This window comes from Psychrobacter sp. JCM 18902, assembly GCF_904846615.1.
Taxonomy (GTDB): Bacteria; Pseudomonadota; Gammaproteobacteria; order Pseudomonadales; family Moraxellaceae; genus Psychrobacter.
Window position 1 is genome coordinate 2,130,919 of the sequence record NZ_CAJHBK010000001.1, and the last position, 22,533, is coordinate 2,153,451.

General features: G+C 42.4%; 22 protein-coding genes. 7 read left to right on the forward strand and 15 right to left on the reverse strand.

Annotated elements, in window-relative coordinates:
• Positions 1-96: 96 nt before the first annotated feature.
• The gene (locus JMY05_RS08755; RefSeq protein ID WP_201614844.1) at positions 97-2,235 is read right to left on the reverse strand and encodes a lytic transglycosylase domain-containing protein; all 2,139 of its coding nucleotides are present in this window, start codon (positions 2,233-2,235) and stop codon (positions 97-99) included.
• A gap of 386 nt (positions 2,236-2,621) precedes the next feature.
• On the opposite strand from JMY05_RS08755, the gene miaB reads away from it, so the two are divergent.
• The gene (gene miaB / locus JMY05_RS08760) at positions 2,622-4,112 is read left to right on the forward strand and encodes a tRNA (N6-isopentenyl adenosine(37)-C2)-methylthiotransferase MiaB (RefSeq protein WP_201614846.1); all 1,491 of its coding nucleotides are present in this window, start codon (positions 2,622-2,624) and stop codon (positions 4,110-4,112) included.
• A gap of 99 nt (positions 4,113-4,211) precedes the next feature.
• Here miaB and JMY05_RS08765 read toward each other — a convergent pair whose 3' ends face one another.
• The 6 genes from JMY05_RS08765 to JMY05_RS08790 form a co-directional block, all read right to left on the reverse strand.
• A complete protein-coding gene (locus tag JMY05_RS08765; protein WP_045444143.1) occupies positions 4,212-4,448 on the reverse strand; it encodes a hypothetical protein in 237 nt (78 codons plus the stop codon).
• Positions 4,449-4,598: 150 nt separating this feature from the next.
• The gene (locus tag JMY05_RS08770; protein ID WP_045444141.1) at positions 4,599-5,813 is read right to left on the reverse strand and encodes an RtcB family protein; all 1,215 of its coding nucleotides are present in this window, start codon (positions 5,811-5,813) and stop codon (positions 4,599-4,601) included.
• 796 nt (positions 5,814-6,609) lie between these two features.
• Positions 6,610-7,344: a LysE family translocator gene (locus tag JMY05_RS08775; RefSeq protein WP_045444138.1), complete on the reverse strand. Its 735-nt coding sequence runs from the start codon at positions 7,342-7,344 to the stop codon at positions 6,610-6,612.
• Positions 7,345-7,489: 145 nt separating this feature from the next.
• A complete protein-coding gene (argE, locus tag JMY05_RS08780) occupies positions 7,490-8,710 on the reverse strand; it encodes an acetylornithine deacetylase (protein ID WP_201614848.1) in 1,221 nt (406 codons plus the stop codon).
• A 134-nt stretch (positions 8,711-8,844) separates the two neighbouring features.
• Complete coding sequence (locus JMY05_RS08785; RefSeq protein WP_201614850.1) at positions 8,845-9,327, reverse strand: nucleoside deaminase; 483 nt, start codon at positions 9,325-9,327, stop codon at positions 8,845-8,847.
• A 78-nt stretch (positions 9,328-9,405) separates the two neighbouring features.
• Complete coding sequence (locus JMY05_RS08790; protein ID WP_055124733.1) at positions 9,406-10,059, reverse strand: UPF0149 family protein; 654 nt, start codon at positions 10,057-10,059, stop codon at positions 9,406-9,408.
• A gap of 246 nt (positions 10,060-10,305) precedes the next feature.
• On the opposite strand from JMY05_RS08790, the gene JMY05_RS08795 reads away from it, so the two are divergent.
• Together JMY05_RS08795 and JMY05_RS08800 are read left to right on the forward strand one after the other, a co-directional pair.
• Positions 10,306-10,746 (forward strand): hypothetical protein, encoded by a 441-nt coding sequence (locus JMY05_RS08795; protein ID WP_045444135.1) that lies wholly within the window; start codon positions 10,306-10,308, stop codon positions 10,744-10,746.
• Positions 10,747-10,860: 114 nt separating this feature from the next.
• The gene (locus JMY05_RS08800; RefSeq protein ID WP_045444132.1) at positions 10,861-11,292 is read left to right on the forward strand and encodes a cell division protein ZapA; all 432 of its coding nucleotides are present in this window, start codon (positions 10,861-10,863) and stop codon (positions 11,290-11,292) included.
• An 82-nt stretch (positions 11,293-11,374) separates the two neighbouring features.
• Here JMY05_RS08800 and JMY05_RS08805 read toward each other — a convergent pair whose 3' ends face one another.
• The 4 genes from JMY05_RS08805 to JMY05_RS08820 all read right to left on the reverse strand — a co-directional run bounded on the left by JMY05_RS08805 (position 11,375) and on the right by JMY05_RS08820 (position 15,832).
• A complete protein-coding gene (locus tag JMY05_RS08805; protein WP_045444128.1) occupies positions 11,375-11,671 on the reverse strand; it encodes a hypothetical protein in 297 nt (98 codons plus the stop codon).
• 360 nt (positions 11,672-12,031) lie between these two features.
• Entirely contained in the window at positions 12,032-14,125 is a 2,094-nt protein-coding gene (glyS, locus tag JMY05_RS08810) for a glycine--tRNA ligase subunit beta (protein ID WP_201614852.1), read from the reverse strand.
• Positions 14,126-14,134: 9 nt separating this feature from the next.
• On the reverse strand, positions 14,135-15,112 hold the full coding sequence (glyQ, locus tag JMY05_RS08815; protein ID WP_201615386.1) for a glycine--tRNA ligase subunit alpha: 978 nt from the start codon (positions 15,110-15,112) through the stop codon (positions 14,135-14,137).
• 507 nt (positions 15,113-15,619) lie between these two features.
• Positions 15,620-15,832, reverse strand: a complete 213-nt coding sequence (locus tag JMY05_RS08820) for a PspC domain-containing protein (protein ID WP_045444125.1) — start codon at positions 15,830-15,832, stop codon at positions 15,620-15,622.
• A 562-nt stretch (positions 15,833-16,394) separates the two neighbouring features.
• Here JMY05_RS08820 and nadR point away from each other — a divergent pair.
• The 4 genes from nadR (at position 16,395) to JMY05_RS13870 (ending at position 19,719) form a co-directional block, all read left to right on the forward strand.
• Complete coding sequence (gene nadR, locus JMY05_RS08825; RefSeq protein ID WP_045444122.1) at positions 16,395-17,435, forward strand: multifunctional transcriptional regulator/nicotinamide-nucleotide adenylyltransferase/ribosylnicotinamide kinase NadR; 1,041 nt, start codon at positions 16,395-16,397, stop codon at positions 17,433-17,435.
• Positions 17,436-17,548: 113 nt separating this feature from the next.
• Entirely contained in the window at positions 17,549-18,280 is a 732-nt protein-coding gene (pnuC, locus tag JMY05_RS08830) for a nicotinamide riboside transporter PnuC (RefSeq protein ID WP_045444119.1), read from the forward strand.
• Positions 18,281-18,475: 195 nt separating this feature from the next.
• Complete coding sequence (locus tag JMY05_RS08835; protein WP_045444116.1) at positions 18,476-18,928, forward strand: DUF962 domain-containing protein; 453 nt, start codon at positions 18,476-18,478, stop codon at positions 18,926-18,928.
• Between the two features lie 578 nt (positions 18,929-19,506).
• Positions 19,507-19,719, forward strand: coding sequence for a hypothetical protein (locus JMY05_RS13870; protein WP_305080009.1), 213 nt, complete (start codon positions 19,507-19,509; stop codon positions 19,717-19,719).
• A gap of 149 nt (positions 19,720-19,868) precedes the next feature.
• Here JMY05_RS13870 and JMY05_RS08845 read toward each other — a convergent pair whose 3' ends face one another.
• From JMY05_RS08845 to JMY05_RS08860, 4 genes are all read right to left on the reverse strand, one after another.
• The gene (locus JMY05_RS08845; protein WP_140412966.1) at positions 19,869-20,285 is read right to left on the reverse strand and encodes a roadblock/LC7 domain-containing protein; all 417 of its coding nucleotides are present in this window, start codon (positions 20,283-20,285) and stop codon (positions 19,869-19,871) included.
• 8 nt (positions 20,286-20,293) lie between these two features.
• A complete protein-coding gene (locus JMY05_RS08850; RefSeq protein ID WP_060491787.1) occupies positions 20,294-20,827 on the reverse strand; it encodes a GTP-binding protein in 534 nt (177 codons plus the stop codon).
• Positions 20,828-20,831: 4 nt separating this feature from the next.
• On the reverse strand, positions 20,832-21,560 hold the full coding sequence (locus JMY05_RS08855; protein WP_201614854.1) for a BLUF domain-containing protein: 729 nt from the start codon (positions 21,558-21,560) through the stop codon (positions 20,832-20,834).
• Between the two features lie 188 nt (positions 21,561-21,748).
• Positions 21,749-22,108, reverse strand: coding sequence for a hypothetical protein (locus tag JMY05_RS08860; protein WP_045444104.1), 360 nt, complete (start codon positions 22,106-22,108; stop codon positions 21,749-21,751).
• Positions 22,109-22,533: the final 425 nt, after the last annotated feature.

Consider the following 22,533-nt stretch of genomic DNA (forward strand, 5'->3'; position numbering starts at 1 on the left):
AAGACAAAGCTAGCTTTGATTGCACGATAAAAAGTGACATAAAAAAACCATTAATGATTGCTCACAAATGGTTTTTTTAATTTATACATTAGCATTTTAGAACGCGGCAGGTATCGTGCCCATGCGCTGGCTAATAGGCTGACTACGACCTAATAGACTGCTATAAATGGTGGCGTTTTCCATCACGTGCTTGACGTAATTACGGGTTTCAGGAAAAGCAATCGACTCGACGTACTGGTCGGCTGCGAGCGAACCATATACTGGTTGCCAACGCTTGGCATTGTTCGGACCCGCATTATAGCCAGCCGTTGCCAACACAGGCTGACGGTTTAGCTTACCGAAAATATCGCCCATATACCACGTGCCATAACGAATATTGGTATCGCCACTATTGGCACGGCTGGCGCTATAGGTCTCACCTAAATTTCGAGCAATATATTTTGCTGTGTCAGGCATCACCTGCATAAGACCACTGGCACCAACGTTTGAGCGTGCTGATGCAACAAAACGGCTTTCTTGACGCATGATGCCATAAGCCCAAGCAGGATCGATACCAGCAGACTGACTATAACGTACGACTGCATCTTGATGCGGCATCGGATGTGATAACGCTAAACTGTCTACTCTATCAGTATTATCAACGGCATAAATTGCTCGGTCGAGCCAGCCCATATCATAGGCTTGACGAGCAGCGGCAATAATCAAGTTATCATCACGCTTGTCGCGCGCCTGTTTTACCGCCCAGTTCCATTCACGATTGGCATAGGCACGGCTGGCGTCAGCATTATATAGAGCAAAAGCACGCGCAAAGTTGGCATCTTGCATGACCCGTGCGCGATCAGCGGTACTGACATTTGGTAAGTTATTACCACCCAAACGACTGGCATCAAAACGCTGACCCACTTTATCCTTTGCCATTAAGCCATAATAGTCATTATTTTTTGCCAAGTTTTGATACATTTTTTTAGCAGTATTACGCTTGTTAGCATCGCTTGATTGCTCGTAAGCGCGAGCCAGCCAATATTGCCACTGATCACTTTTTTGGGTTTCAGCCTCCATTTTTGAGATGGCTTCGACCACATCATCCCAGCGGCTAAAGCGAATCGCTGCCATGGCATAATCTTCGGCTTCTTCAAAATTAAAATCTTCGTCTAGGCTATTGCGGAACCAGTCAACCGCCTCAGCATTAAAACCATCATCCGTATTATGATTCATACGTTGCACCCCAAGGATGCGATACGCATAGCGACGAGTCTCGGCATTCAACAATTTAACTGAACGCTGATTGTCTTGCTTAACATCAAAATCTAACTGTAATGCAGCTTCACGGTAAGACTTATCAGCAACGCGTCCCATGGCATATAGATATAAGTATTGATTGTTTTGACTGGCAGGCTCTCGACTAAAACGGCTAAAAAAAGCAGACGGATTCAGTTGAATCTCACTCAATGCTGAATAAGCAATGGGCATTCCTAAACGTGATGACAATGCCATAATGTCACCCGTTTTGCCTTTGCGTAACATACGCTTGAGACGCGCCGCGCGATCCTGATTGCTAATTAGCGCGTTATTATTCATCTCCATCGCGAGCTGGTCACACAAGGCGGGCTGCCTTTTGGTCGTCAACCAAACTTCAGACTTCGCTGCCATAGCCCGCATAGTATCGCCGCCATTATTGAACCCAAGCGCCACCGCACAGCGCTCACTGGCATCCGCATTGGTAATCAAATTCGCAACTTGGCGTACTGAGGCGTAATCATTGGAGCCTGCTTTGGTCTCAGCAAAATCAGCCACTAGCTTTTCTGCCATCACCGTATTTGGATATTGACGCACAAACTGTGACACTGCCGCCGAACTTTGCGAATTAAGATCTAAATTCATCCGCCAATAAGTGGGATACATGGCAAACAAACCGCCGCTCATGGCTTGCTCATAATTGTATAAGGCACTGACATCACCGCGTTCTGCCGCAATTGCCGCTGCTGTAAATGAGCTCACACCATTGTCTGACTGATAGCCACTGTTTTGTTGATAGCTGCCTTCTTGCTGATAACTGTCCTCTTCGCCCCACGTCAGCTCAGCACAAGCCACCTGTGACAATCCTAGCGCACTCATTGCTGTCGCCAAACTTAACGCACTGACTCGTAGCGTCCTTGCTTTCATTCGTTTTGCATCTTCATTTTGCTTAATAGATTCTCTATCCTTGATGCTATGAGCAACCTGCGGCTTTGTCATACTGACTCTCTTTGTAATGTGTCCAAATGATTTGGCTAAATAATATGTTTAGAATAACAATGCCAAAACGGCGTAAATCGCGATTTAATCAATCGCGCTAATATGGTCGCATTCATCATACTATACTCGTTGCACTTTCAACCATCACCTTTACCTTTTGTTAATAAATACGATAGCACGGTGTAACATAGAAGTGATAGCAAGCCATAATTTTTGCCAAACGCGTTACTAGCAGCAGTAAATAATTGATACTGTTATAAATAATTGATCATAACGACCAACAATTGACGCTGCTAATTTTTCACATTGTCATAGGGTTGTGATAAAATACGCCACCCGTTAATCACCTATCACGCTATATTTTAGTCAATCATGGACTTATCCTTATGAGTGTTACTGTATTTAATCCCCGCATCGATGACACTGCTGTCGCTGAAACAACCGCTACTGCACCTGCTGTCACTGCACTCAAAGAATCAAGTTCAGCCCAAGCACCTGTCAAAACAGGGACTAAGAAAGTCTTTGTCACCACGCAGGGCTGTCAGATGAACGTCTATGATTCTGGCAAAATGCTGGACGTGCTCGGTGATTCCCACGGTATGGAAGTCACACACGATATCGATGAAGCCGATGTATTGCTGATGAATACTTGCTCTATCCGCGAAAAAGCTCAAGAGAAAGTATTTTCAGAATTGGGTCGCTGGCGCAAATTAAAAGAAAAGCGTCCTGATCTTGTGATCGGTGTCGGTGGTTGCGTGGCCTCACAAGAAGGCGATAACATTCAAAAACGCGCGCCTTATGTCGATATGGTATTTGGCCCGCAGACATTACACCGTTTGCCAGAGCTGTATGATCAATCAAATGAGCAGCGTGAAATCGCACCAAAAAATCGCATCGGCACAGTTGACGTATCCTTCCCAAGTATTGAAAAATTCGACTTTTTACCTGAGCCAAGAGTAGAAGGCTTTAAAGCCTTTGTCTCTATCATGGAAGGTTGCTCAAAGTATTGCTCATTTTGCGTGGTGCCTTATACCCGCGGTGAAGAATTGTCACGCCCACTCGATGACGTATTGGCTGAGATTGATAGCTTAGCGGCGCAAGGCGTGCGTGAAATCAACCTATTGGGTCAAAACGTAAACGGCTATCGTGGTGAAAAAGATGATGGCAGCATTTGCCGTTTCGCTGAGCTATTACATTATGTCTCGCATGTCGATGGCGTTGAACGTATTCGCTATACGACTAGCCATCCGCTTGAGTTCACCGATGACATCATTGATGCCTATGTACAATTGCCAGAGCTGGTATCGCACTTACATCTACCCGTACAAAGTGGCTCAAACGCTATCTTGGCAGCGATGAAGCGCAACCATACGATTGACGTTTATATCAATCAAATTAATAAGCTCAAAGCCATTCGCCCAGATATTCACTTGTCGAGCGACTTTATCATTGGCTTCCCTGGCGAGACGGATCAAGATTTCCAAGATACCTTAAATCTAGCAAAAGAATTAAATTTCGATCACTCCTACAGCTTTATTTACTCCAAACGTCCGGGCACGCCAGCCGCTGAGTTGCCAGATGACGTGAGTTTCAAAACTAAAAAAGAACGCTTGGCTGAATTTCAAAAAGTCATCATTGACTCAACGCTTGCCAAAACCCATGAGATGGTCGGAACCACGACTCGTGTGTTGGTGGAACAAGTTGCCAACCGCCATCCTGATTGCTTAATCGGCACAGCGGATAACACTCGTACGGTCATGTTCCCTTATGACGAAGACAAAATGGATGAGATGCTGGGTAAACTCGTGAGCGTACGTATTACTGATTTCGTCAGCCCGCACATGGTAAAAGGTGAGCTAATCCAAGTATTGGCGTAACTGTTAATTTTTAAGTCTGAGTAAAAATAAAAAAGCCGTTCACTATAAATAGTGAGCGGCTTTTTTGTTGTTTAAATTTAAGATTAAGATGAACGATTGCTACTCCGACAACCAATCCGTCTGCCGTAGCTGCTGCTTGGTCTCACGGCGACGTTTTTTTCGGACGATATCGATATCCTCCTTTTCGTGAATACCACCTTTTCTTAACAGTGGATCTAGTGCCAAATAGTTGCGCGGCTTGACAGTGCCTATTGAGTGTTGTGCACCTGTCTCGGCTTGCTGTTCTAACTGCCGCTCAATCTGTTTGGCTTTTTTTAAAGTTTGTTTTAAGCTCATATTGTTACCTATACTTTTAATATATATCAATCTGTTTTGTCTGTTCGAGTGACGGCATAGTGAGGCCACGACTAGGAAATCGAGCGCAAATAGTACACTTAGTACATTTAGCTCGGTTGACATCGTCGTGGCTCGCTATGGTTTAACTCGTTAGCCTTTAATACACATCACCTGCTTCAGCGTATGCACCACTTCTACTAAGTCAGATTGATTCGCCATTACTTCATTAATGTCTTTATAAGCGCCAGGTATTTCATCGATGACGCCTTTATCTTTGCGACATTCGACACCATCTGTCTGCGCTTTTAACTCATCAATAGTGAACGCTCGCATGGCTTTACCACGGCTCATCTGTCGTCCTGCCCCGTGCGAGCAAGAGCAAAACGATTCCTCTGCGCCTAGACCGCGCACAATAAAAGACTTTGCGCCCATAGAGCCTGGGATAATGCCGAGCTCACCTGCATAAGCACTGATCGCACCTTTACGAGTGACATAGACTTGCTCACCGAAATGCACCTCTTCATTGACATAATTATGATGGCAATTGATGGCTTCTTTGGTCAACTGAAATCGTGGTAACCCCGCTTGTGGCGACTGCAATGACTTGATGACCAAGCGCATCATCTCACGGCGATTTTCTAGCGCGTAATCCTGCGCCCAGCCCACCGCTTCAACATAATCAGCAAAGCTATCAGACCCTTCAGCAAAGTACGACAAATCATGATCTGGCACATGACCAAAGCGCGATTGACGCTCTTTTTTGGCAAGGTTAATAAAGTACTGGCCAATACAATTACCAATACCGCGACTTCCAGAGTGCAGCATTACCCAGACGTCTTTGTTTTCATCCAAGCAAAGCTCAATGAAATGATTGCCACCACCCAGTGTACCGAGCTGCTTTGCCCAAGTGCGCTCAAAACCTTTGAGCATTTTGAGCAAACCTGGATGCTTATCAGTAATCGGCTTTAAGCGCTTGCCTAGTGGATCAAGCGTTGAGTTCTTGGCTTGGATTTGTTTGTGCATGTTGAAGCCAACAGGCACTTGCTGCTCAATGATCGACCGCAATGACTTTAAACTGTCAGGCAGATGACTCGCTGTCAGTGACAAACGCACCGCGTTCATACCGCAGCCGATATCCACACCAACGGCGGCAGGAATGATGGCTGATTTAGTCGGAATCACACTACCGACTGTAGCACCTTTGCCAACATGCACGTCAGGCATAACTGCAATGTGTGAGTGTACAAACTCCAACTGAGCCAAATTGCGTAGTTGCTGCATCGCACCTTGCTCAATATCTGAGGTATAAATCTTGACTGGTACGCCGTGTTTACGGTTTTCGTTTAATACTAATTGAATGCTCATAATTTATGTTTTCCATTTTATTATTTTTATAACCATGTACATTTTTTATTTAACTATTATTATAATTTTTAGACATTACTTATCCGTACCAATTAAACATAGCGTTTAATAAGAAATTATTTAATAATCTATAAAATTTAGGTAATAAAATACCGTATTTCTATTAAATTAAGAATCAATAGAAATGCACGGTTAGTTTATTATGGACGTTTTAAAGGAAGATTTTACCATACCAAAATTGAAAGCATAAAAATTATGCATACAGAAGGGCATACGCTAAACGATGGCGTAAGTAACCTTATTGGCAATAACGGTAAAGTAAGATGTAGGGCAAACAGATAGCAACAGGCACAGTGCTTAGCACAATCGCAGAGCTATTTTGACACAGTAGACTTAAAAGAAGGATAAAGGGATTAGATACAGAACGCTATTCATTGATATCAAAAAATAGGATATCACTCAATAGCTTGTATATAGATTCAGCCAAACCTGTTCGAAGTCGTCATTGCTGTCAGGTAGTTTACACATTCAATCTTTAAAAACGTCTTGATAGTTAAATAGGACACGATGATTCCTCCATAGGTTGTGGCTAATCATTGTAGACAATAATAGCAGATTTATTGGGATGACTTATCGCTTACATAGAAGCTAATAAATAGATGTAGTAATACTAACGATTTAAAAAATAAAGTCAATAATTAATTTTAATTAAATAAAAAAAATATATTTCATTAATCATGTTATTTAAAAAGTGTTACTTTGAGAGTGTTATTTTAAATATAGAACTAAAAAACCTTTAAACCATAAAGCTATTTATTACTTCAGCCAATAAAGCGGCTGCAATAATGATAAATATGAAGCCGCAACCACGATTGAGCCACGCTAAACGATTGCCAACATCGAGCCAACTTGCCAGTTTTGTACCACCCAAGGTATAAACGATTTGCCAAATTGTTTCACTTAAGAACAACCCTATCGTTAATAAAACATATTGTGGCCATAACGGCGCACTAAAATTGATAAATTTAGGAAAGAAAGCTGCAAAAAATAAGATGGCTTTGGGGTTAGATAGCGATACCCAAACACCTGTACGGAACAAGGTTACATTGCTTGGCGAGATTCTAACCGCTGCGCTTGAGAGCGAACGCGGCTGCAGTGTACCAGCTGTATCTTTACTGCCAGAAATAGAATATTCAGCCGCGACTTCTTCGCTCATTTCACGAGCGTCACTCATCAAGCTGCCATCGCCTGCATCGCGCCAAGAGCTAATACCCAGATAGATTAAATAAGCCGCACCCACTGCTTTAATGACTGTCAACAACCAAGGCGACTGGCGACTGATCACATCGAGTCCAAGTAGGGTCGAAAGCAGTAATATAAATAGCCCAAGGCTCAGTCCTGCCAGCGTCCACAATGTGCGCTTTACGCCATAGTTCATGCCATACTGAAACGCGAGCAGCATATTGGGACCTGGGGTCGCTGAGATAAAAAACGTACTTGCAAAGAATACTGCAAACAGATGCCAAGACATCGACCAACCCCTACTTTATTATTTATAAAAATTTATCGTAATAATGCCAAACTACTAAAAAATAAACACCGCCATAAAGACGGTGTCTTTTCTGCTAACTCGTCACTTGCTGATAACAGAAAGGAATACTTGCTGATTTAATCCATCAATTGATCGCACAGCTGTCTAATAACTTCTGTAAAAAACCATCACAACGCTCAATTTCGCTCAGCTCGACATATTCATCGGCTTTATGTGCCTGCTCAATGCTACCGGGACCGCAGATAATCGTTGGGATGCCAGCATTGGTAAATTGCCCGCCTTCAGTGGCATAAGCGACTTTATGACGTTTTTCATCGCCCGTCAAAGCAGCTATCAACGCTTGTAGCTCAGCGCTGTCGCTATCGGTCATTGCCGGTACGCTTTCTTCTTGCAGCAGCTCAATGCCAGTATCGGCAGCGCGTGCTTGCATTTGTGCGCTAAGCTCTGCAACCTTCGCCTGAATCGGCGCGAGGATATCGTCTTGCGTCATATGCGGCAGATTGCGATAGTCAAAGGTAAACTCACATAGATTAGGCACAATATTGGTCGCCGTCCCACCCTTTATCGTGCCCACTGAAAGTGTCGAATAAGGTACATCAAACAACGTATCATTATCGTCACGATGGCTCAATTCTTCTGCTAAATCATCGACATAACCAATCAAACGACTGGCATAGCTGATAGCATTGACACCTTGGGCGGTCAATGACGAATGCGCAGACTTACCATGGACGCGGCAACGATAAACGGCAATGCCTTTATGTGCCACAACCATCGTCATATTGGTTGGCTCACCAACGATACAATAATCAGGGGTGATACCACGCGCTTTCAAATCTGCCAGTATCAATGGCGCACCCAAGCAGCCCACTTCTTCATCGAATGACAGCGCCAAGTGCAGCGGGCGACGCAACTGACCTTCATTGGATAACTGCACAGCGCGTGGTAATAACGTCAATGCACAAGCGATAAAACCTTTCATATCACACGCACCGCGCCCGTATAGCTTATCGCCACGTATCGTCGCAGTGAATGGATCTGACGCCCAGTCTTGACCATCAACTGGCACCACATCGGTATGACCAGACAGCACCAGACCATGATTTACTTCATCAGAGTTTTTGCCTGCTGGCACAGTAACGAATAGATTGGCCTTGTTTTTGGCCTCATTAAAAGTCAAATCTATTATCAAACCTAATTGTTCACAGTACGCTTGCACATCTTCAATCAAGGCTAAATTTGAATGGCGACTGACCGTATCAAAGCCAATCAAACGCGTTAGCCAATCAATACTATGCGCAGGGTAAGACGTATTTTTGAGCTGATTATTATTGTTCGAAGTCATGAAATATCCTTATCACGATATAATACCGATTTTAGAAATACGGTTAGCGATGTTAAATTTTCCAAGCCTACTAGATGTAGTACTCGCACACATTTTTCGCTACTGTAATTTCTGGAATGGTAAAATAGAAAGCGTTAGCGCCTTTGAAATGCGCGATGTTGCAGCGCCTTTACTTCTGCATCTAATCCAGCAATCGGACCTTGTACTGATACATTTGGTGCTACTTCTTGAATACTTAATGAATTAATTGGTGATGTTGATGTCACGCCCATCTCCTCCATCCATTCATCCAACTGTTTTGATGAGCTGACATAAACGATACGACCAAGCCCTGCCCACGCATGCGCGGCCGAGCACATGGCACAATGCTCGCCTGAGGTATAAACCACAGCGTTAGCGCGCGCCTCCGCTGTCATATTTGCTGCTGCCCATTTTGCAACAGCAATTTCAGGATGATAGGTTGCATCGACCGTATTGGCACGATTGCGATCTTCATGCAGCACACGACCGTCGCCGTCGACCAATACGCTACCAAATGGCTCATCGCCCGCCTCTAGCGCTTCAGTAGCAAGCTCTACGCACCGGCGCAAATACATCATATCATTGTCGGTAATCATCTCCATCTCCTTTTATCACTTCATACTAGGACGTGTTGAATATCAACTCATATCAAAGCATTTACGATAGCGTCTTTATTATGAAGGACGGTTTTGATTCATCGCATCGACGACTGGCGGCATTGGCTTTGGTAACTTGCCTTCTGCCTGCAGCTCTTTGGTGGTTTTGGCATCGATAGCCAGTCCAGCAATCAGGGCAATATCTTTAACAGGTTTACGCGTGCGGGTGGCAAAGCTCACTGGCACCATGCGCGCAAACTCATAAATATGCAGATAAGACTCTTCGCCACCTTCAAAGTTTTCATCATCTTCTAAGCGAATACCACCGATTTTAGCCAAATCAGACAGCATCTCATTTTCGTCACCACTGAGACCACAGTCAGTAATTCCAAAACCGGTCATAAAACCATTTGCCCACTGTTTCAATGCCATCACGCGCTCGTACAAATCATGTTCATCATCTGGCACTAATGGCGTGTAAGAATAAGCATCGTCTTTGTCTTTAAGCTGAAAAACCGTGTCTTCCGCTTCTTCTGTTAACAGTGTCAATGCCTCATCAGGTAAAGGCGCAAAACTGAGTTCCTCAAATACCTTAGCCCATACTTGCTCATCAGGCGCATTACAGGCAGTCATCAGCCCTGTCATCAAGCCGTGCACTTCGCTGATAGATACGTCAGTCCAGTCATCAAAAGCAGTCAGCCATGTATTCCAGCCAGATATATTGTCATTCATAATAGAGGTCCTAGTGATTGATTATTGCTTAAAAAATATTGCTTAAAAAATAAAAACAGACGGATAAAATAGGTGTGAGACATCGCTTGATATTATCAATCAAACCATGGCTAATAAAAATAAACAAACAACGCCTAATATAGGTAATTACTTTGTTGATATAGATATTATGCGGTCACCTATGGCATTATTAAACGCAGAGAACAAAATTCATTCACGCTTACTTGTTAAGGATAAAAACTGACTATGTATGATCAACTTAGAATATTAGAAAAAATGATACTCGACATAAAAAAACAGTATCAGCTTGTCAGTGCTGAACTTAGCAGCCTCAAACAGCATCCTGTTAGCGACCCTCAAGAGCTTGCAGCATTAACGACCAAGCTCAACACTAGTCATAGCGAACGCGACGGTGCCAAAAAACAATTGAACGATCTCGACAAGCGCTACCAAAGCTTGGCTGAAGCGCATCATATGATAGGCGAAGAACAAGACAAACTGCAAAAACAGGTCAGCCAATTGCAACAACAAAACAGCCAGTTACAACAACGAAATAATGAATTAAAGCAGCAATATAGCGATATTAAACAGCAAAACAGTGAGCTGCAGAAAAAGAATCAATTGGCAGCTGAGCGTACACAAGTTGTATTAAAACGCTTAACTCACATCGATCAAGTAGAAGGCTGATGGGATGGTAATAAACGATGACCGATCATCACTACTTGCTAATGAAACCGACAAAATCAAAACGGTAATATCTTATATTACTCATTTTACTGACCAAACATTGTAGGATTTATCATGACCGATGACCACAAAAACTCTATAGAAAAACAGCCACAAAATGGCCAACAGCAAAATATTTCTTCTAAACCACAACCAGTCGCTGCAACTGGTTCAAATACGTCGAGTGCTACTGTGAAAACCACTATCCCTGAACCACAAATCAAAAAGGTTGATATTGCAATTGCGGGTGTCACTTATCCTATTTATTGCCCAGTACACGAACAAGAAGAGCTGCTCTCAGCTGTCTCGTATATCAATAACCATGCACTAGATCTCAAACGAGATGCGCCAAGCCTCAGTCAAGAAAGCATCTTGGTACTGTGCTGCTTAAATTTGTATGAAAAAATACACACCAATCAAAGAATCGATGAAGATCGACTACAGCAAGATAAACAATCTGAAGCGCTATTAAATAAAATTATGAAAGACGCACAGTCTGTTTTATAAGCACATATTACGCGACGAAACAATAAGCGCTTCGCTCTGATGAGCCAAGCGCTTTTTTATGCCCAAGCCATAATCTAATTATTTATACGTCAGGGTTATAAACCTTACCTGCATGAAAATCTGCTTGATGCTCATAATTGCAAAAAAACAATGCTTGGTTTTCGCCAATAGTACTCTCACTATTTGCAGCCAAGTCGGGCTTGGTTTCAAGGACGCCGCGGTATTCAGCCAAGCTGTTGCCACAAAAATTGCACTGACACGGTGTAATCACATCCCCTTTTTTTGGCATCATGCTTTTGGGCGCACGCGGGTACATAAATTTATAAAACCCCCACATTACTATCCAAATAACGATGATGATAATGATAACAGCAAACACGGCAGTGCTCCTTTGAATATGAGTAAGCGCTATGAATGATAAAAGCCGCTTGGCGGATTATTCAATACGTCTGAACAGTATAACTTAACCAGCAATACTGACGATATAGTCAGAGCATTTTTAAACCGCTACGGTGTTACCCGCCCTAGATGTAGTCAGTGTACTATCTGCGGTCGGTCGCCTTGTAGCGATTCTAAAATTCCTTGACTATAGTGCTATGCTTTAGCGAGTTAATTGTCCATCCATTTATCATGATAATTTATCAATAAATGCCATGATATGGCGTAAAAAACTGGCCATAGCGGGCCAGTTTTTATATTAAATAGAAAATAATAAAGTGAGCGATCTATATTAGTGAAACTATAGCTGCAACTCACTGATATCAGCGACGGTTAAAAACAATGCGCGTACTTGCTTAAGCAGCGCTAAGCGGTTGTTTTTAAGGGCGGCGTCTTCACTGTTGACCATCACATTATCAAAGAATTGCGTCAACGGCTCATCTAAGCTGGCAAGCGTTTGCAATACTTGCGTATAGTCGGCTTGCTCAAGTAATGGCTGTACTGCTGTCTGCGCCTCACGGACATTACTATACAAGTTCTGCTCGGCAGGCTCAGATAATAACGATTCATCGACATTATCAGCGACACTCACTTCTGACTTGGCTAATATATTGGCAACACGCTTGTTTGAATCAGCAAGCATTGAAGCTTGTGACAATTCGCTAAAGGCTTGTACCGCGCGAATACGCTGATCAAAATCAAGCGGCATATGCGGGTTAATCGCTTGCACTGCCTGAATGGTATCGACGCTCACGCCCTGCTCGGTATACATCGCACGATAGCGCGAGTTTAAGAATGCCATGACCTGAGTAAACGTATCACCCATTTTTTCAATCTTGCTGCCTTCAGCGTCACTATAGCCTTTGATTGCTTGTTCAACCAACGCAACTAGATTAATTGGCAATTGCTTTTCGATCAAAATACGCAAGATACCGATGGCTGAACGACGTAAGCTGAACGGATCTTTTGACCCTGTCGGCGCTTGGTCAATGGCAAAAATACCAACAAGCGTATCTAAACGGTCGGCTAATGCTAAGCAAATGCCAATTGGCGTCTGAGGCAGTACATCACCGCTGAACTTGGGCAAATATTGCTCTTCTAAACTTGCCGCGACTGCTTCAGGCTCATTATTCAAACGCGCATAATAAGTGCCTGCAATGCCTTGTAATTCAGGATATTCACCGACCAATGAGCTTGCCAAATCGGCTTTTGACAAAATACCCGCACGCACCGTTTCATCGATATCAATCTGCTGATCCTGCTGTTGCATCAAGGCGGCAATAAAGGCGGCAAGCTTGGCAATACGCTCAGACTTCTCCCAAATCGTACCCAGCTTGTCTTGGAAGACACGAGTTTTGAGGCTTTCTGTCAACGCAAACAATGGCTGCTTCTGGTCTTGTAAGAAGAAAAACTCGGCATCGGCCAAACGTGGACGTACGACTTTCTCATTACCTTCGATAATTTGATTGGGGTCTTTTGATTCAATATTGGTAATAAAAATAAAGTAAGGCTGCAACTTACCTGCTTTATCGGTTAAACAAAAATACTTCTGATCCGCTTGCATGGTAGAGATAAGCGCTTCTTGCGGTACCTGTAAAAAACGCGGCTCAAAGCTTGCTCGTAGCGCAATGGGAAAATCAACCAGTGCAGTGACTTCATCCAACAAATCTTGCGGCACGATAGCATCAGCATTGACTTCATCTGCTAGCGCTTTGACTTGGTTTTTGATCAGCATTTGGCGCTTATCAAAATCAGCCACGACTTTTAAACCGCCTAGTAATTCTTCGTAGTCATTGGCGTGCGCGATCTCATGATAATTAGGACTATGGAAGCGATGACCACGAGTTTGCATGCCTGTCTGATGGCCTTGGATAATGGCATCAATGACAGCACTATCTTGCATCAATACTACCCACTGTACCGGACGCACGAATTCATTGCGGCTGGCACCTGAACGCATACGCTTAGCAATCGGTAAATTGTCTAGTGCAGTCTGGAAAATGGCAGCCAACAGTTCAGTAGTTGCTTGACCATGAATGACTTGCTCATAACCGACATAATCACCTTTATCGGTGTTGATCGTTATCAGCTCACTGGCTTCAATGCCTAAACCCTTGGCAAAACCCATCGCTGCACGTGTTGGATTACCTTCCGCATCAAAGGCAGCTTTAATCGCAGGACCGCGCTTTTGCTCACTGCGATCCGGCTGCTTATCGCTAATACCCTGAATCTGAAGTGCCAAACGACGCGGCGCAGCAAAAGCTTTGATACTATCGAAGCTAATTTCTGCTTCATTCAATTGTTCAGTGACACTCGCTTGTAGCGCATCACGTAGTGACTTTAGACTTTTTGGAGGTAGCTCTTCACACCCCAGTTCAAATAAAATGGTACTCATGGGATGCTCCTATTTATTGTTATTAGTAGATTGATTGTTATCGATAGCTGTATTCTCAGCGGCTTCTTCTTTTGGCAAATACTTATCAAGCGCCGCCTGACGATGCGCCTCATCTGCCAATGGAAAACCCAATTTTGCGCGTGCTTCAACGTAACCAATGGCAACCTTACGGGCAAGCGTACGCACACGTAGGATAAAACGCTGACGTTCGGTCACTGAAATCGCACCACGAGCATCGAGTAAATTAAAAGCATGTGAGGCTTTTAGTACCATCTCATAGGCAGGTAATGGCAAACCTTCGGCAACCAATTTATCTGCTTGCTGCTCATAAAAGTCAAACATCTGACCCATCATTGGCACATCGGCGTGCTCAAAGTTATAGGTCGATTGCTCAACTTCGTTTTGATGGAAGACATCGCCATAAGTGACGCGGCCAAACTCACCATCTGCCCACACCAAATCATAAACGCTGTCAACACCCTGCACGTACATTGCTAAGCGCTCAAGACCGTAGGTAATCTCGCCGGTCACTGGGAAGCACTCAAGACCGCCTACTTGCTGGAAGTACGTAAACTGCGTCACTTCCATACCGTTGAGCCAAATCTCCCAGCCTAATCCCCACGCACCCAGCGTTGGCGACTCCCAGTTATCTTCAACGAAACGCACATCGTGCACCAATGGATCAATACCAATGGCTCTTAGCGAGTCCAAATACAGCTCTTGGATATTGGGTGGATTTGGCTTTAGCACCACTTGAAATTGATAATAATGCTGCAAGCGGTTGGGGTTGTCACCGTAGCGACCATCAGTTGGACGACGTGATGGCTGCACATAAGCAGCATTCCAACGCTCAGGACCTAACGAGCGTAAAAATGTCGCGGTGTGAAAAGTACCCGCGCCGACTTCCATATCATAAGGCTGCAAGATAACGCAGCCCTTATCGGCCCAATAATTCTGTAGGGTTAGAATTAAATCCTGAAACGTCATCGGTTGAGGGTCTGTATTTTCTATCATCGGAGTTGTCGCTTGGGATGTCATAGTTTGGGTTTTCATAGTAAAGCCACTGTGGAATGGATATTTATAAATAAAGTTTTGATAGCACTCGTATAGCCTATTCGGCAACAACTCTATTTGCCTGCTCACCTTACTAAAAATTGACTATTTTATCTATATTTACATCAATTAAATTTATGCTACAGACCTAAACGAGTCGTTATAAGGCTCATTTATAATCAAACTGCTGCAATATAGGAGGCACAAAAGTAGCAGATAAAAAAATACCCAAATGCGCGAGCATCTGGGCAGGAGGAAAAGTATGTCTTTGGTATCCTGATGAGTCAGGCTTTTTGTTTTTTAGTCGAACTGCTATTCTCTTTTTTTGGTAAAAATCTATCTGAACTAATTTCTATAGTAATTCTATTAAAACGATACTGCTATTAAGCTGTTAAACTGCTATTAAGCTGTTAAAAAGATACGAGCAAATATGAAATAACTTTACTGGTAAGAGGCATTAGTCGCTTTTGGCATGATTATCCATAAAATTATATAAATTAAGATGCCAGGTACTGCTGCACTCAAAGATGAGATAATCACGAATAATACTCTCACCCAAGTTGGTGACCAACCAACGTATTCGGCAATGCCGCCCATCACACCTGCTATCATGCGATTGTTCTGTGAGCGATGTAGTTTTGCTAGTTTAGCCAAATCAAATACCTCTCTATCATTTCTATTGTTATTTAAAATTCTGCTTTTTACTTTTTTTCTTCTATTTTTATGCTTTTTTTCCGATTCTAGTCAGGAAACTACTTAGCCTTCTTAACTTATGAATAAGTATAGCAACTATTTAATATTTATCTGTTGAACGTATAGACGTACTTTGTGAGTTTATGCTAACCAAGCTTGCCCTAATCTGTCATAAAACCTCATAAACTGCTGATTTTAAATAGTTATTTCAAAATGTTTCACAATTAGCTTTATTGCTGCCATATTACACATGTTGTTACAAATCCAATATTTAGCCATTTTCAGCACATAGATATTGTGTAGATGGAACTTCAGAAATGGTGAGATAGTCAAACAATCACAGTTAAATTAATAACTTGGTCATATTTTTATCAGAAAAAAGTCATATAAAAAAACACCCCTTTACAATAACCTACCTGTAAATCGCCTTAAACCTTTATAACATGCTGGTAAATAACAGATATTCCAGCAGTCTATCGATAAAATTAGTGCGATGAAGCATGAATAAAAATTAAGGAAAGCTATGTACGAGTCAGGCTTGATGATTGGACATTTTGAGCCACTACATTTAGGTCAAATGCGCAGTATATTGGCTGCGGCAGGACAAACGAAAACCTTGCATATTATCATTATGGCGCATCCAGCACCGCATCCAGACTTTGACATTACTTTGCAAGACAAAGCACGTTGGCTACAGATGGCGTGTGCTGATTTACCATTTATCCAAATTCATACCACTCATGAGATTGAGCTGCCGCTACATGATAGCTTCGTCGATGTGACAATCGACATTCCTGCCAGCAATGCCAAACTACAACGTTTGACGACAGCGCTCGACTTACCAGCAGATACAGTCTTGTTTGTCGCAGAAAACCACCCATTGGCGCAGAGTGATGTCTATGAGCGATTATCGATACCAGTCGTCACGACCCCGTTACAGCCTGAGTTTGATTCTTATGCCATCGCTCGTAATCCAGTCGCGCATTGGTCAGCTATTCACCCGCAAGCGCGCGGCGACTATACCAAAACGGTGGCGATTGTTGGCGGCGAAAGTTCGGGTAAGACCACATTGGTGCATAAACTGGCCAATTATTATGGCGCCAGCTTTGCTTTAGAGATGGGACGCTTATATGTCGGTACAGATTTGGGCGGTAGTGAAGTCGGTCTACAATATAATGACTATGGTCCGATTGCCCTTCAGCATGCTCAAGCTATAAGAGATGTGGCGGCTAATGCGACCGCTCCTGTCACCATCGTTGATACCGATTTTGTGACCACTCAAGCATTTTGTGAAGAATATGAAGGTCGCAGCCATCCTTTTGTGGCGGCTTGTATCGATGAGTTTCGCTTAGATCATACCATTATGCTGGATAACAATACGCCGTGGATTGATGATGGTATGCGCTCATTGGGCACGCCTGAGGCGCGTGGACGCTTTGAGCGACGTCTTGTCGATATTTTTGCTCGTCATGATATCAAACCACATATGGTTGATCAGCCAGATTACGATGCGCGCTATCAGCAAGCGCTGCTGCTTATCGATCAGTATGTTTATGGCAGATAGAGGAGATGGTAAAAATAGCGATGGCAAGAATAGCGATAATACAAAAATAATATGATACTAAAAAATAAAATAAGAACTCATTGTAGTTTTAATACTTTAAGGAAAAAGGCTTTATGCGTATTCAGCTATTAGATAATATTACTGGAAAGTGGGCGATGCAATGGATTGTCACTTGGTTCATTTGCGGGATGATAGCCTTATCCGCAGGTTTTTGGCTCACAACAGAACACACCACGCTTGATATGTTTTATTTGGGCGTGTCTTTCGTTGGTTTGGTCTGTGTGGCTTCGCTATCATTTCGCAAAAACGTCATGGGCAACGGGCTGGGAATGGCAGCGACTGCGGGAGAAGTCGTCGTGCAGGCGACGTCTGGTGCAGTCGGTTTGATGCTCGCGCCGCTCTTTAACTTTTTCACCCATGTCTACGGTATTTTTTATTGGTCAAAACATACCGATCCTGATGGCGACATGATACCAAAGGCGGCGAGCAAAGCGGTTTGGTTGATTACCGCCGCCTTTATTATTATTGGTCTCGCACTTTTCCCCACGGTAAATAATTTACTAGCCAGCTATGGCTATGCAGTGGTTGAAGATGATAATAGTAAATTCCTAGGATTTATTTCCTTCTTTTGGATCAACGTCATTGCTTTTGTCCTCTCCATTACTGCACAAGCCGCGATGATTTTGCGCTATTCATTTAACTGGTGGTTATGGATTATCGTTAACTTTGTCTGGCTCATCGTCAATCTAATGTCAGGCAATTACATTTTTGCCATTCAAACTATGATATATCAAATAAACGCCTTTATTGGTTTGTATGAATGGCAGCGCAGTGAACAAGGTTAACGCTTATCTTGTATGGTCATAAGTGGTGATATCTTAAAAGAATAAAACCAAAGAGCTCGCAGATATTGGCAAACATGTTGATAACGTTATAGGTTTTGACTGTGGCGTCTATCAGATAATGTGGTGGACTGGCTCAATTAATGCTACAACTGATAGGAGAGATTTTTCAATTTATCTACTAACATGGAGGTTAGTATGTCTCGTACTCAGCAAAAACGCCTGTCTAAACGCACACTTGAGCAATGGCTTAGTGAATATTCTGTCAGTCATCAAAACCTACTCAATAAGAAGATCCATTGGCTATGCGTTCCCACGATATTTGTCAGCCTGTTAGGCATGGGCATGTCGCTATCAGTCTGGTTTACCTTGGTACTTAGCGCGTTGGTATTGTTATTTTATATGCGTCTATCCACGCCGTTATTCTTGGCTATGGGAATGTTTATTCTTATTTGTTTGTCAGTAATGACATTATTACCATGGGGCTTTAAGGTTTGGGCAGCTGTTTTTGTGGTTGCTTGGATTGGACAGTTCATTGGTCATAAAATTGAAGGCAAAAAACCCTCATTTTTTGAAGACTTACAATTCTTATTAATTGGTCCAGCATGGGTAGCTAATAGCTTGATGGGTCGTAAAAAAAGCAAAGCCTAACTATTTATCCTTGATAGTATCTTTAAGCTTAGTATCTTTAAGCTCGGTATCGTTAGAATTAGTACCTAAAAAACCACTATCTAAAACTGATATCTTGACTCAAAAAAGCACCGCTCAACAATCCGTTAAGTGGTGCTTTGTGTATTAAGCTAGCAAATAACAAGTTATAAAAAATAAGCTCTCAAAAAAATTTATTTACTGTAATTAACTCCTCTAAATTTCAGAACAATAACACTGTAAACATAGCGTCAAATAGCCACAGCAGAACCGTTTACTTCAGAATAGAGCCATTCATTTTAGAATAGAACCAACAGCACAAATTCAGCCTATTTGTCCGATAGTTAATATGCGACAAGCCTCTATGCAATGTGTTGTAAAAACTCTTTATTACGCGCCATCACCGATAGATACAGCACTGCTGTCCCGTCCTAAACGTTGAGTTGGATTTTCCTGATCGACATTGACTTGATCGAAGAAGGGTATGAGCTCGCTGTTCGCATTAAGAGCTGCAAGATTCCAGCGACCAAACAAAACGGCTGGCGCTGATTCGTTATTCACTCTGTGCCAGTCCCGATTATCTGAGCAGAATGGGATTACTTGAGACGTTAGCAGATTTGGAGAATCATGAATTTTTACAATATGGTCTGGGCACAACCAGCAACCTAAAGCTGACGGACGAAGAAGGCAGAAAGCTTAAGCATAGGATTCATGCCAAAATTAATGCCACTAATGGTGCGTTTTTGGTAGATATGGTCGTCAAAGGTCAGGGCATTACCTTTATACAAGGTTGATACCTGAATACAGTGTCGATATCTGAATACAGTGTCGATATCTGAATACAATGTCGATATTTGATCACGCAAATAATATCACATGTCTATCACAGTCGAATTATCGCTTATAGCCTGACGAATCCAACAATCTTGGTTACTTGTGCGCCTTACTCAGTGATAGCAGAAATGACACCAATTAGTTTTTTGGTCTTATATCTTGCTTCTGCTAGTGCCATCTTATTCTGCGCTACCACGGTCAATACACACGGCTTACCGATATAGTCAGTTTTGACAAATAGCATATTTCCAGCAGTGGCTTCGACAATAGTGATGTCGCACTTGCCCTGCTTCATTTGACTCGCGGATGAATCGCTCAGCGCTGATAGCGTACTACTCATCGCTGCAAACTTGTCCGTTTGATTGCTCAATTCACTGATCGAAAAGCAACTAATGGGAAAGCCATCTGTGGTGCATAAGCTAACCAATATGACTTCTCTATTGGCGTCACACAATGCTTTCATGTGGCTTAATAACGCTATTTTTGCTGGTGATTTTTCGTCTAATTTTTCTTTTAACATAGTCATATCTGGCATTAGTCTTGATTATTAAGGGTATTAAATAATGACAACAGAGACACGGCGGACTCTCTGTTTCTAGGATCTGTATGGAGCACAGGTGCCACCACGTTATGCTGCATCAACATCACTCTTATTTCTTGTCCCAGTGCTGAAAGACTATCTTTGTCAGCATCTTCGCAATGAGTGATGCCAATGATACACGTGGTCTGATTTTTTTCTGGTGCAAAAAAGTGTAACAGCTTATCTAAATTGGCATAATCGGGTGTCTCGCCATATCTAATCAAAATGAGCAATCCCCATAGCGACTGATTGACAAACTCCCATAAAAAAGAAAACCGCTCTTGACCTGGCACACCGTAAATACCTAGTGCCATATCGTCAGACAGAGTGATGCGTCCATAATCGATGCCGACCGTCGTATACTCTTTACCGATATCGATACTAGATTTTGCTTCTGTTTCGATGGGGCTTATCTCGCTTAATGTCTTGACCAACCGAGTTTTTCCAGCACCTACTTCACCAATGATTGCTAGCTTCTGATAATTCAATTTTTTACCTCATTCCTAAGAATTTTTTGATCGCACCATAAAATTTATTAGGTTTTTTCTCATTTACGGTTTGCTCGTGTATCGGTGCTGCCTCTGTGACACTCAATAAACCTAAACGATCAAACTCTCTGATAATCTGTGTGACTTGATGATGGCTGCCAAAATCACCACTATCCGCTAGTGCATTAAACGAATAAGGCTTTTTAGTCAATTTAATACACAGGTTCATAATCATTTGCGGCTGGCTTTCATTGTTGAGATCAGGCCATGCCAGCAATCTTAAATCTTTACCTTCATAATACTTTTCAGGCACCGTATCAGATTTTTTTATATCAATAAACGGTTGAATACGTCTTTGTTGAGACTCATTAAAGCTGTTTAACACAGCGCTATTATTCTCAATGAACGCATTAAAAAAGTTGCCTTGATCCACAAAATCAAACACGCTCACAGCCCAATTATTAAAGCTGCGTTTGATCACGCGCACATCCAAAAACACCCAAAGATCTTCATGTCTAGGATCAGAAGCTATCTTACTCATTAACTTGTCTACTTCCAGATGAGGGCCTTCTAGCACTTGCAGATACTGACCGTCACGGTAAGAGATGATACCCGTAATTTGCGATTTTGGATTATGCTTACGAGAGACGCTAACGATGTCTGATAACCCAGTAGGCATTCGAATAGTACGATCACTGATAGGCACTCTACTGACGTATGCAATACACTTCATTTTGCCACCACTTGATAAAACGGCTCACGCTCGTTAAGTTATTCCTACTGCTTATAAAATAATAATTCGCTATGTACAGTACGTACATAACGAATTTGACCTTGTTGCCAGTCTTGTCTTGTTTAAGGCGCGATAAGCAACAAGGAGAGTTTGATAAATCACTCATTTTTTGAACACGACCAACCGAATTATACCTCTAGTTTATTTTCTACCGCTTGTACCTTACGGCGGGCTAATGCAAGATTGGCTTTTGATTTATCAAGCACCAAATAAATAAACAAGTCTTCATGCTTGGCTGTAGGACGGATGATGTGCAGTTGAGACTCCAAGGTGATCAACATATCTTCGATTTCACCTTTGATATCTAATGACTTCATCGTTGCTACTTTCGCCTTTACCACTTGCGAGTTACCTGCTGCTGCAAGTTCTAAGTCAACGCCGCCGCCAGCCATACCAAGTACCATGCCTGACATATAGTCGACGATACAGCCACCCATTGCACCATCAAGATTCATTAACTCTTGTAACGACTCATCGATATTTGACATACTTTTTCCTGTTTATCTGATTGTATTTAAATGAAGTCATTCCATCACAGAAATGCCTTCGTAGTTTCAAGCTATGAAGCTAAATTTAGCTTATTATTTACTCTTTTTTATTATTAGTATATCTTAACGTACACTAAAAATTTATAAGATAATTATAACAATAAAATATCAATAACTAAGTATGTTTTTTGGTAAAAACCATATAGTCTATTTATAAACAAAGTCTACATACCGTAGCGGTGGTCATTATATTCCATATATTAGACTCGATGACGCTTGCCCCTAACCACTCATGAACAAAAAACGACCGTTGAGTAGGAAAAAATAAAAACATCGAATAGTCATGCGGATTTAAAGCTTAAAACCCCCACTCTTGACACTAAAATGCCATTGATCGTTGAATCACTCCAAGCAAAGAAACAAGG

Bases quoted from the DNA above. Each gene is read 5' to 3' on its own strand.
- glyQ (WP_201615386.1), bottom strand. From the start codon at position 15,112: ATGACGTTTCAGGATTTAATTCTAACCCTACAGAATTATTGGGCCGAT.
- JMY05_RS08770 (WP_045444141.1), bottom strand. From the start codon at position 5,813: ATGAGCATTCAATTAGTATTAAACGAAAACCGTAAACACGGCGTACCA.
- JMY05_RS08785 (WP_201614850.1), bottom strand. From the start codon at position 9,327: ATGATTACCGACAATGATATGATGTATTTGCGCCGGTGCGTAGAGCTT.
- JMY05_RS08765 (WP_045444143.1), bottom strand. From the start codon at position 4,448: ATGAGCTTAAAACAAACTTTAAAAAAAGCCAAACAGATTGAGCGGCAG.
- JMY05_RS08860 (WP_045444104.1), bottom strand. From the start codon at position 22,108: ATGTCAAATATCGATGAGTCGTTACAAGAGTTAATGAATCTTGATGGT.
- JMY05_RS08790 (WP_055124733.1), bottom strand. From the start codon at position 10,059: ATGAATGACAATATATCTGGCTGGAATACATGGCTGACTGCTTTTGAT.
- argE (WP_201614848.1), bottom strand. From the start codon at position 8,710: ATGACTTCGAACAATAATAATCAGCTCAAAAATACGTCTTACCCTGCG.
- JMY05_RS08755 (WP_201614844.1), bottom strand. From the start codon at position 2,235: ATGACAAAGCCGCAGGTTGCTCATAGCATCAAGGATAGAGAATCTATT.
- miaB (WP_201614846.1), top strand. From the start codon at position 2,622: ATGAGTGTTACTGTATTTAATCCCCGCATCGATGACACTGCTGTCGCT.
- nadR (WP_045444122.1), top strand. From the start codon at position 16,395: ATGTACGAGTCAGGCTTGATGATTGGACATTTTGAGCCACTACATTTA.
- glyS (WP_201614852.1), bottom strand. From the start codon at position 14,125: ATGAGTACCATTTTATTTGAACTGGGGTGTGAAGAGCTACCTCCAAAA.
- JMY05_RS08775 (WP_045444138.1), bottom strand. From the start codon at position 7,344: ATGTCTTGGCATCTGTTTGCAGTATTCTTTGCAAGTACGTTTTTTATC.
- JMY05_RS08800 (WP_045444132.1), top strand. From the start codon at position 10,861: ATGACCGATGACCACAAAAACTCTATAGAAAAACAGCCACAAAATGGC.
- JMY05_RS08835 (WP_045444116.1), top strand. From the start codon at position 18,476: ATGTCTCGTACTCAGCAAAAACGCCTGTCTAAACGCACACTTGAGCAA.
- JMY05_RS08855 (WP_201614854.1), bottom strand. From the start codon at position 21,560: ATGAAGTGTATTGCATACGTCAGTAGAGTGCCTATCAGTGATCGTACT.
- JMY05_RS08795 (WP_045444135.1), top strand. From the start codon at position 10,306: ATGTATGATCAACTTAGAATATTAGAAAAAATGATACTCGACATAAAA.
- pnuC (WP_045444119.1), top strand. From the start codon at position 17,549: ATGCGTATTCAGCTATTAGATAATATTACTGGAAAGTGGGCGATGCAA.
- JMY05_RS08845 (WP_140412966.1), bottom strand. From the start codon at position 20,285: ATGACTATGTTAAAAGAAAAATTAGACGAAAAATCACCAGCAAAAATA.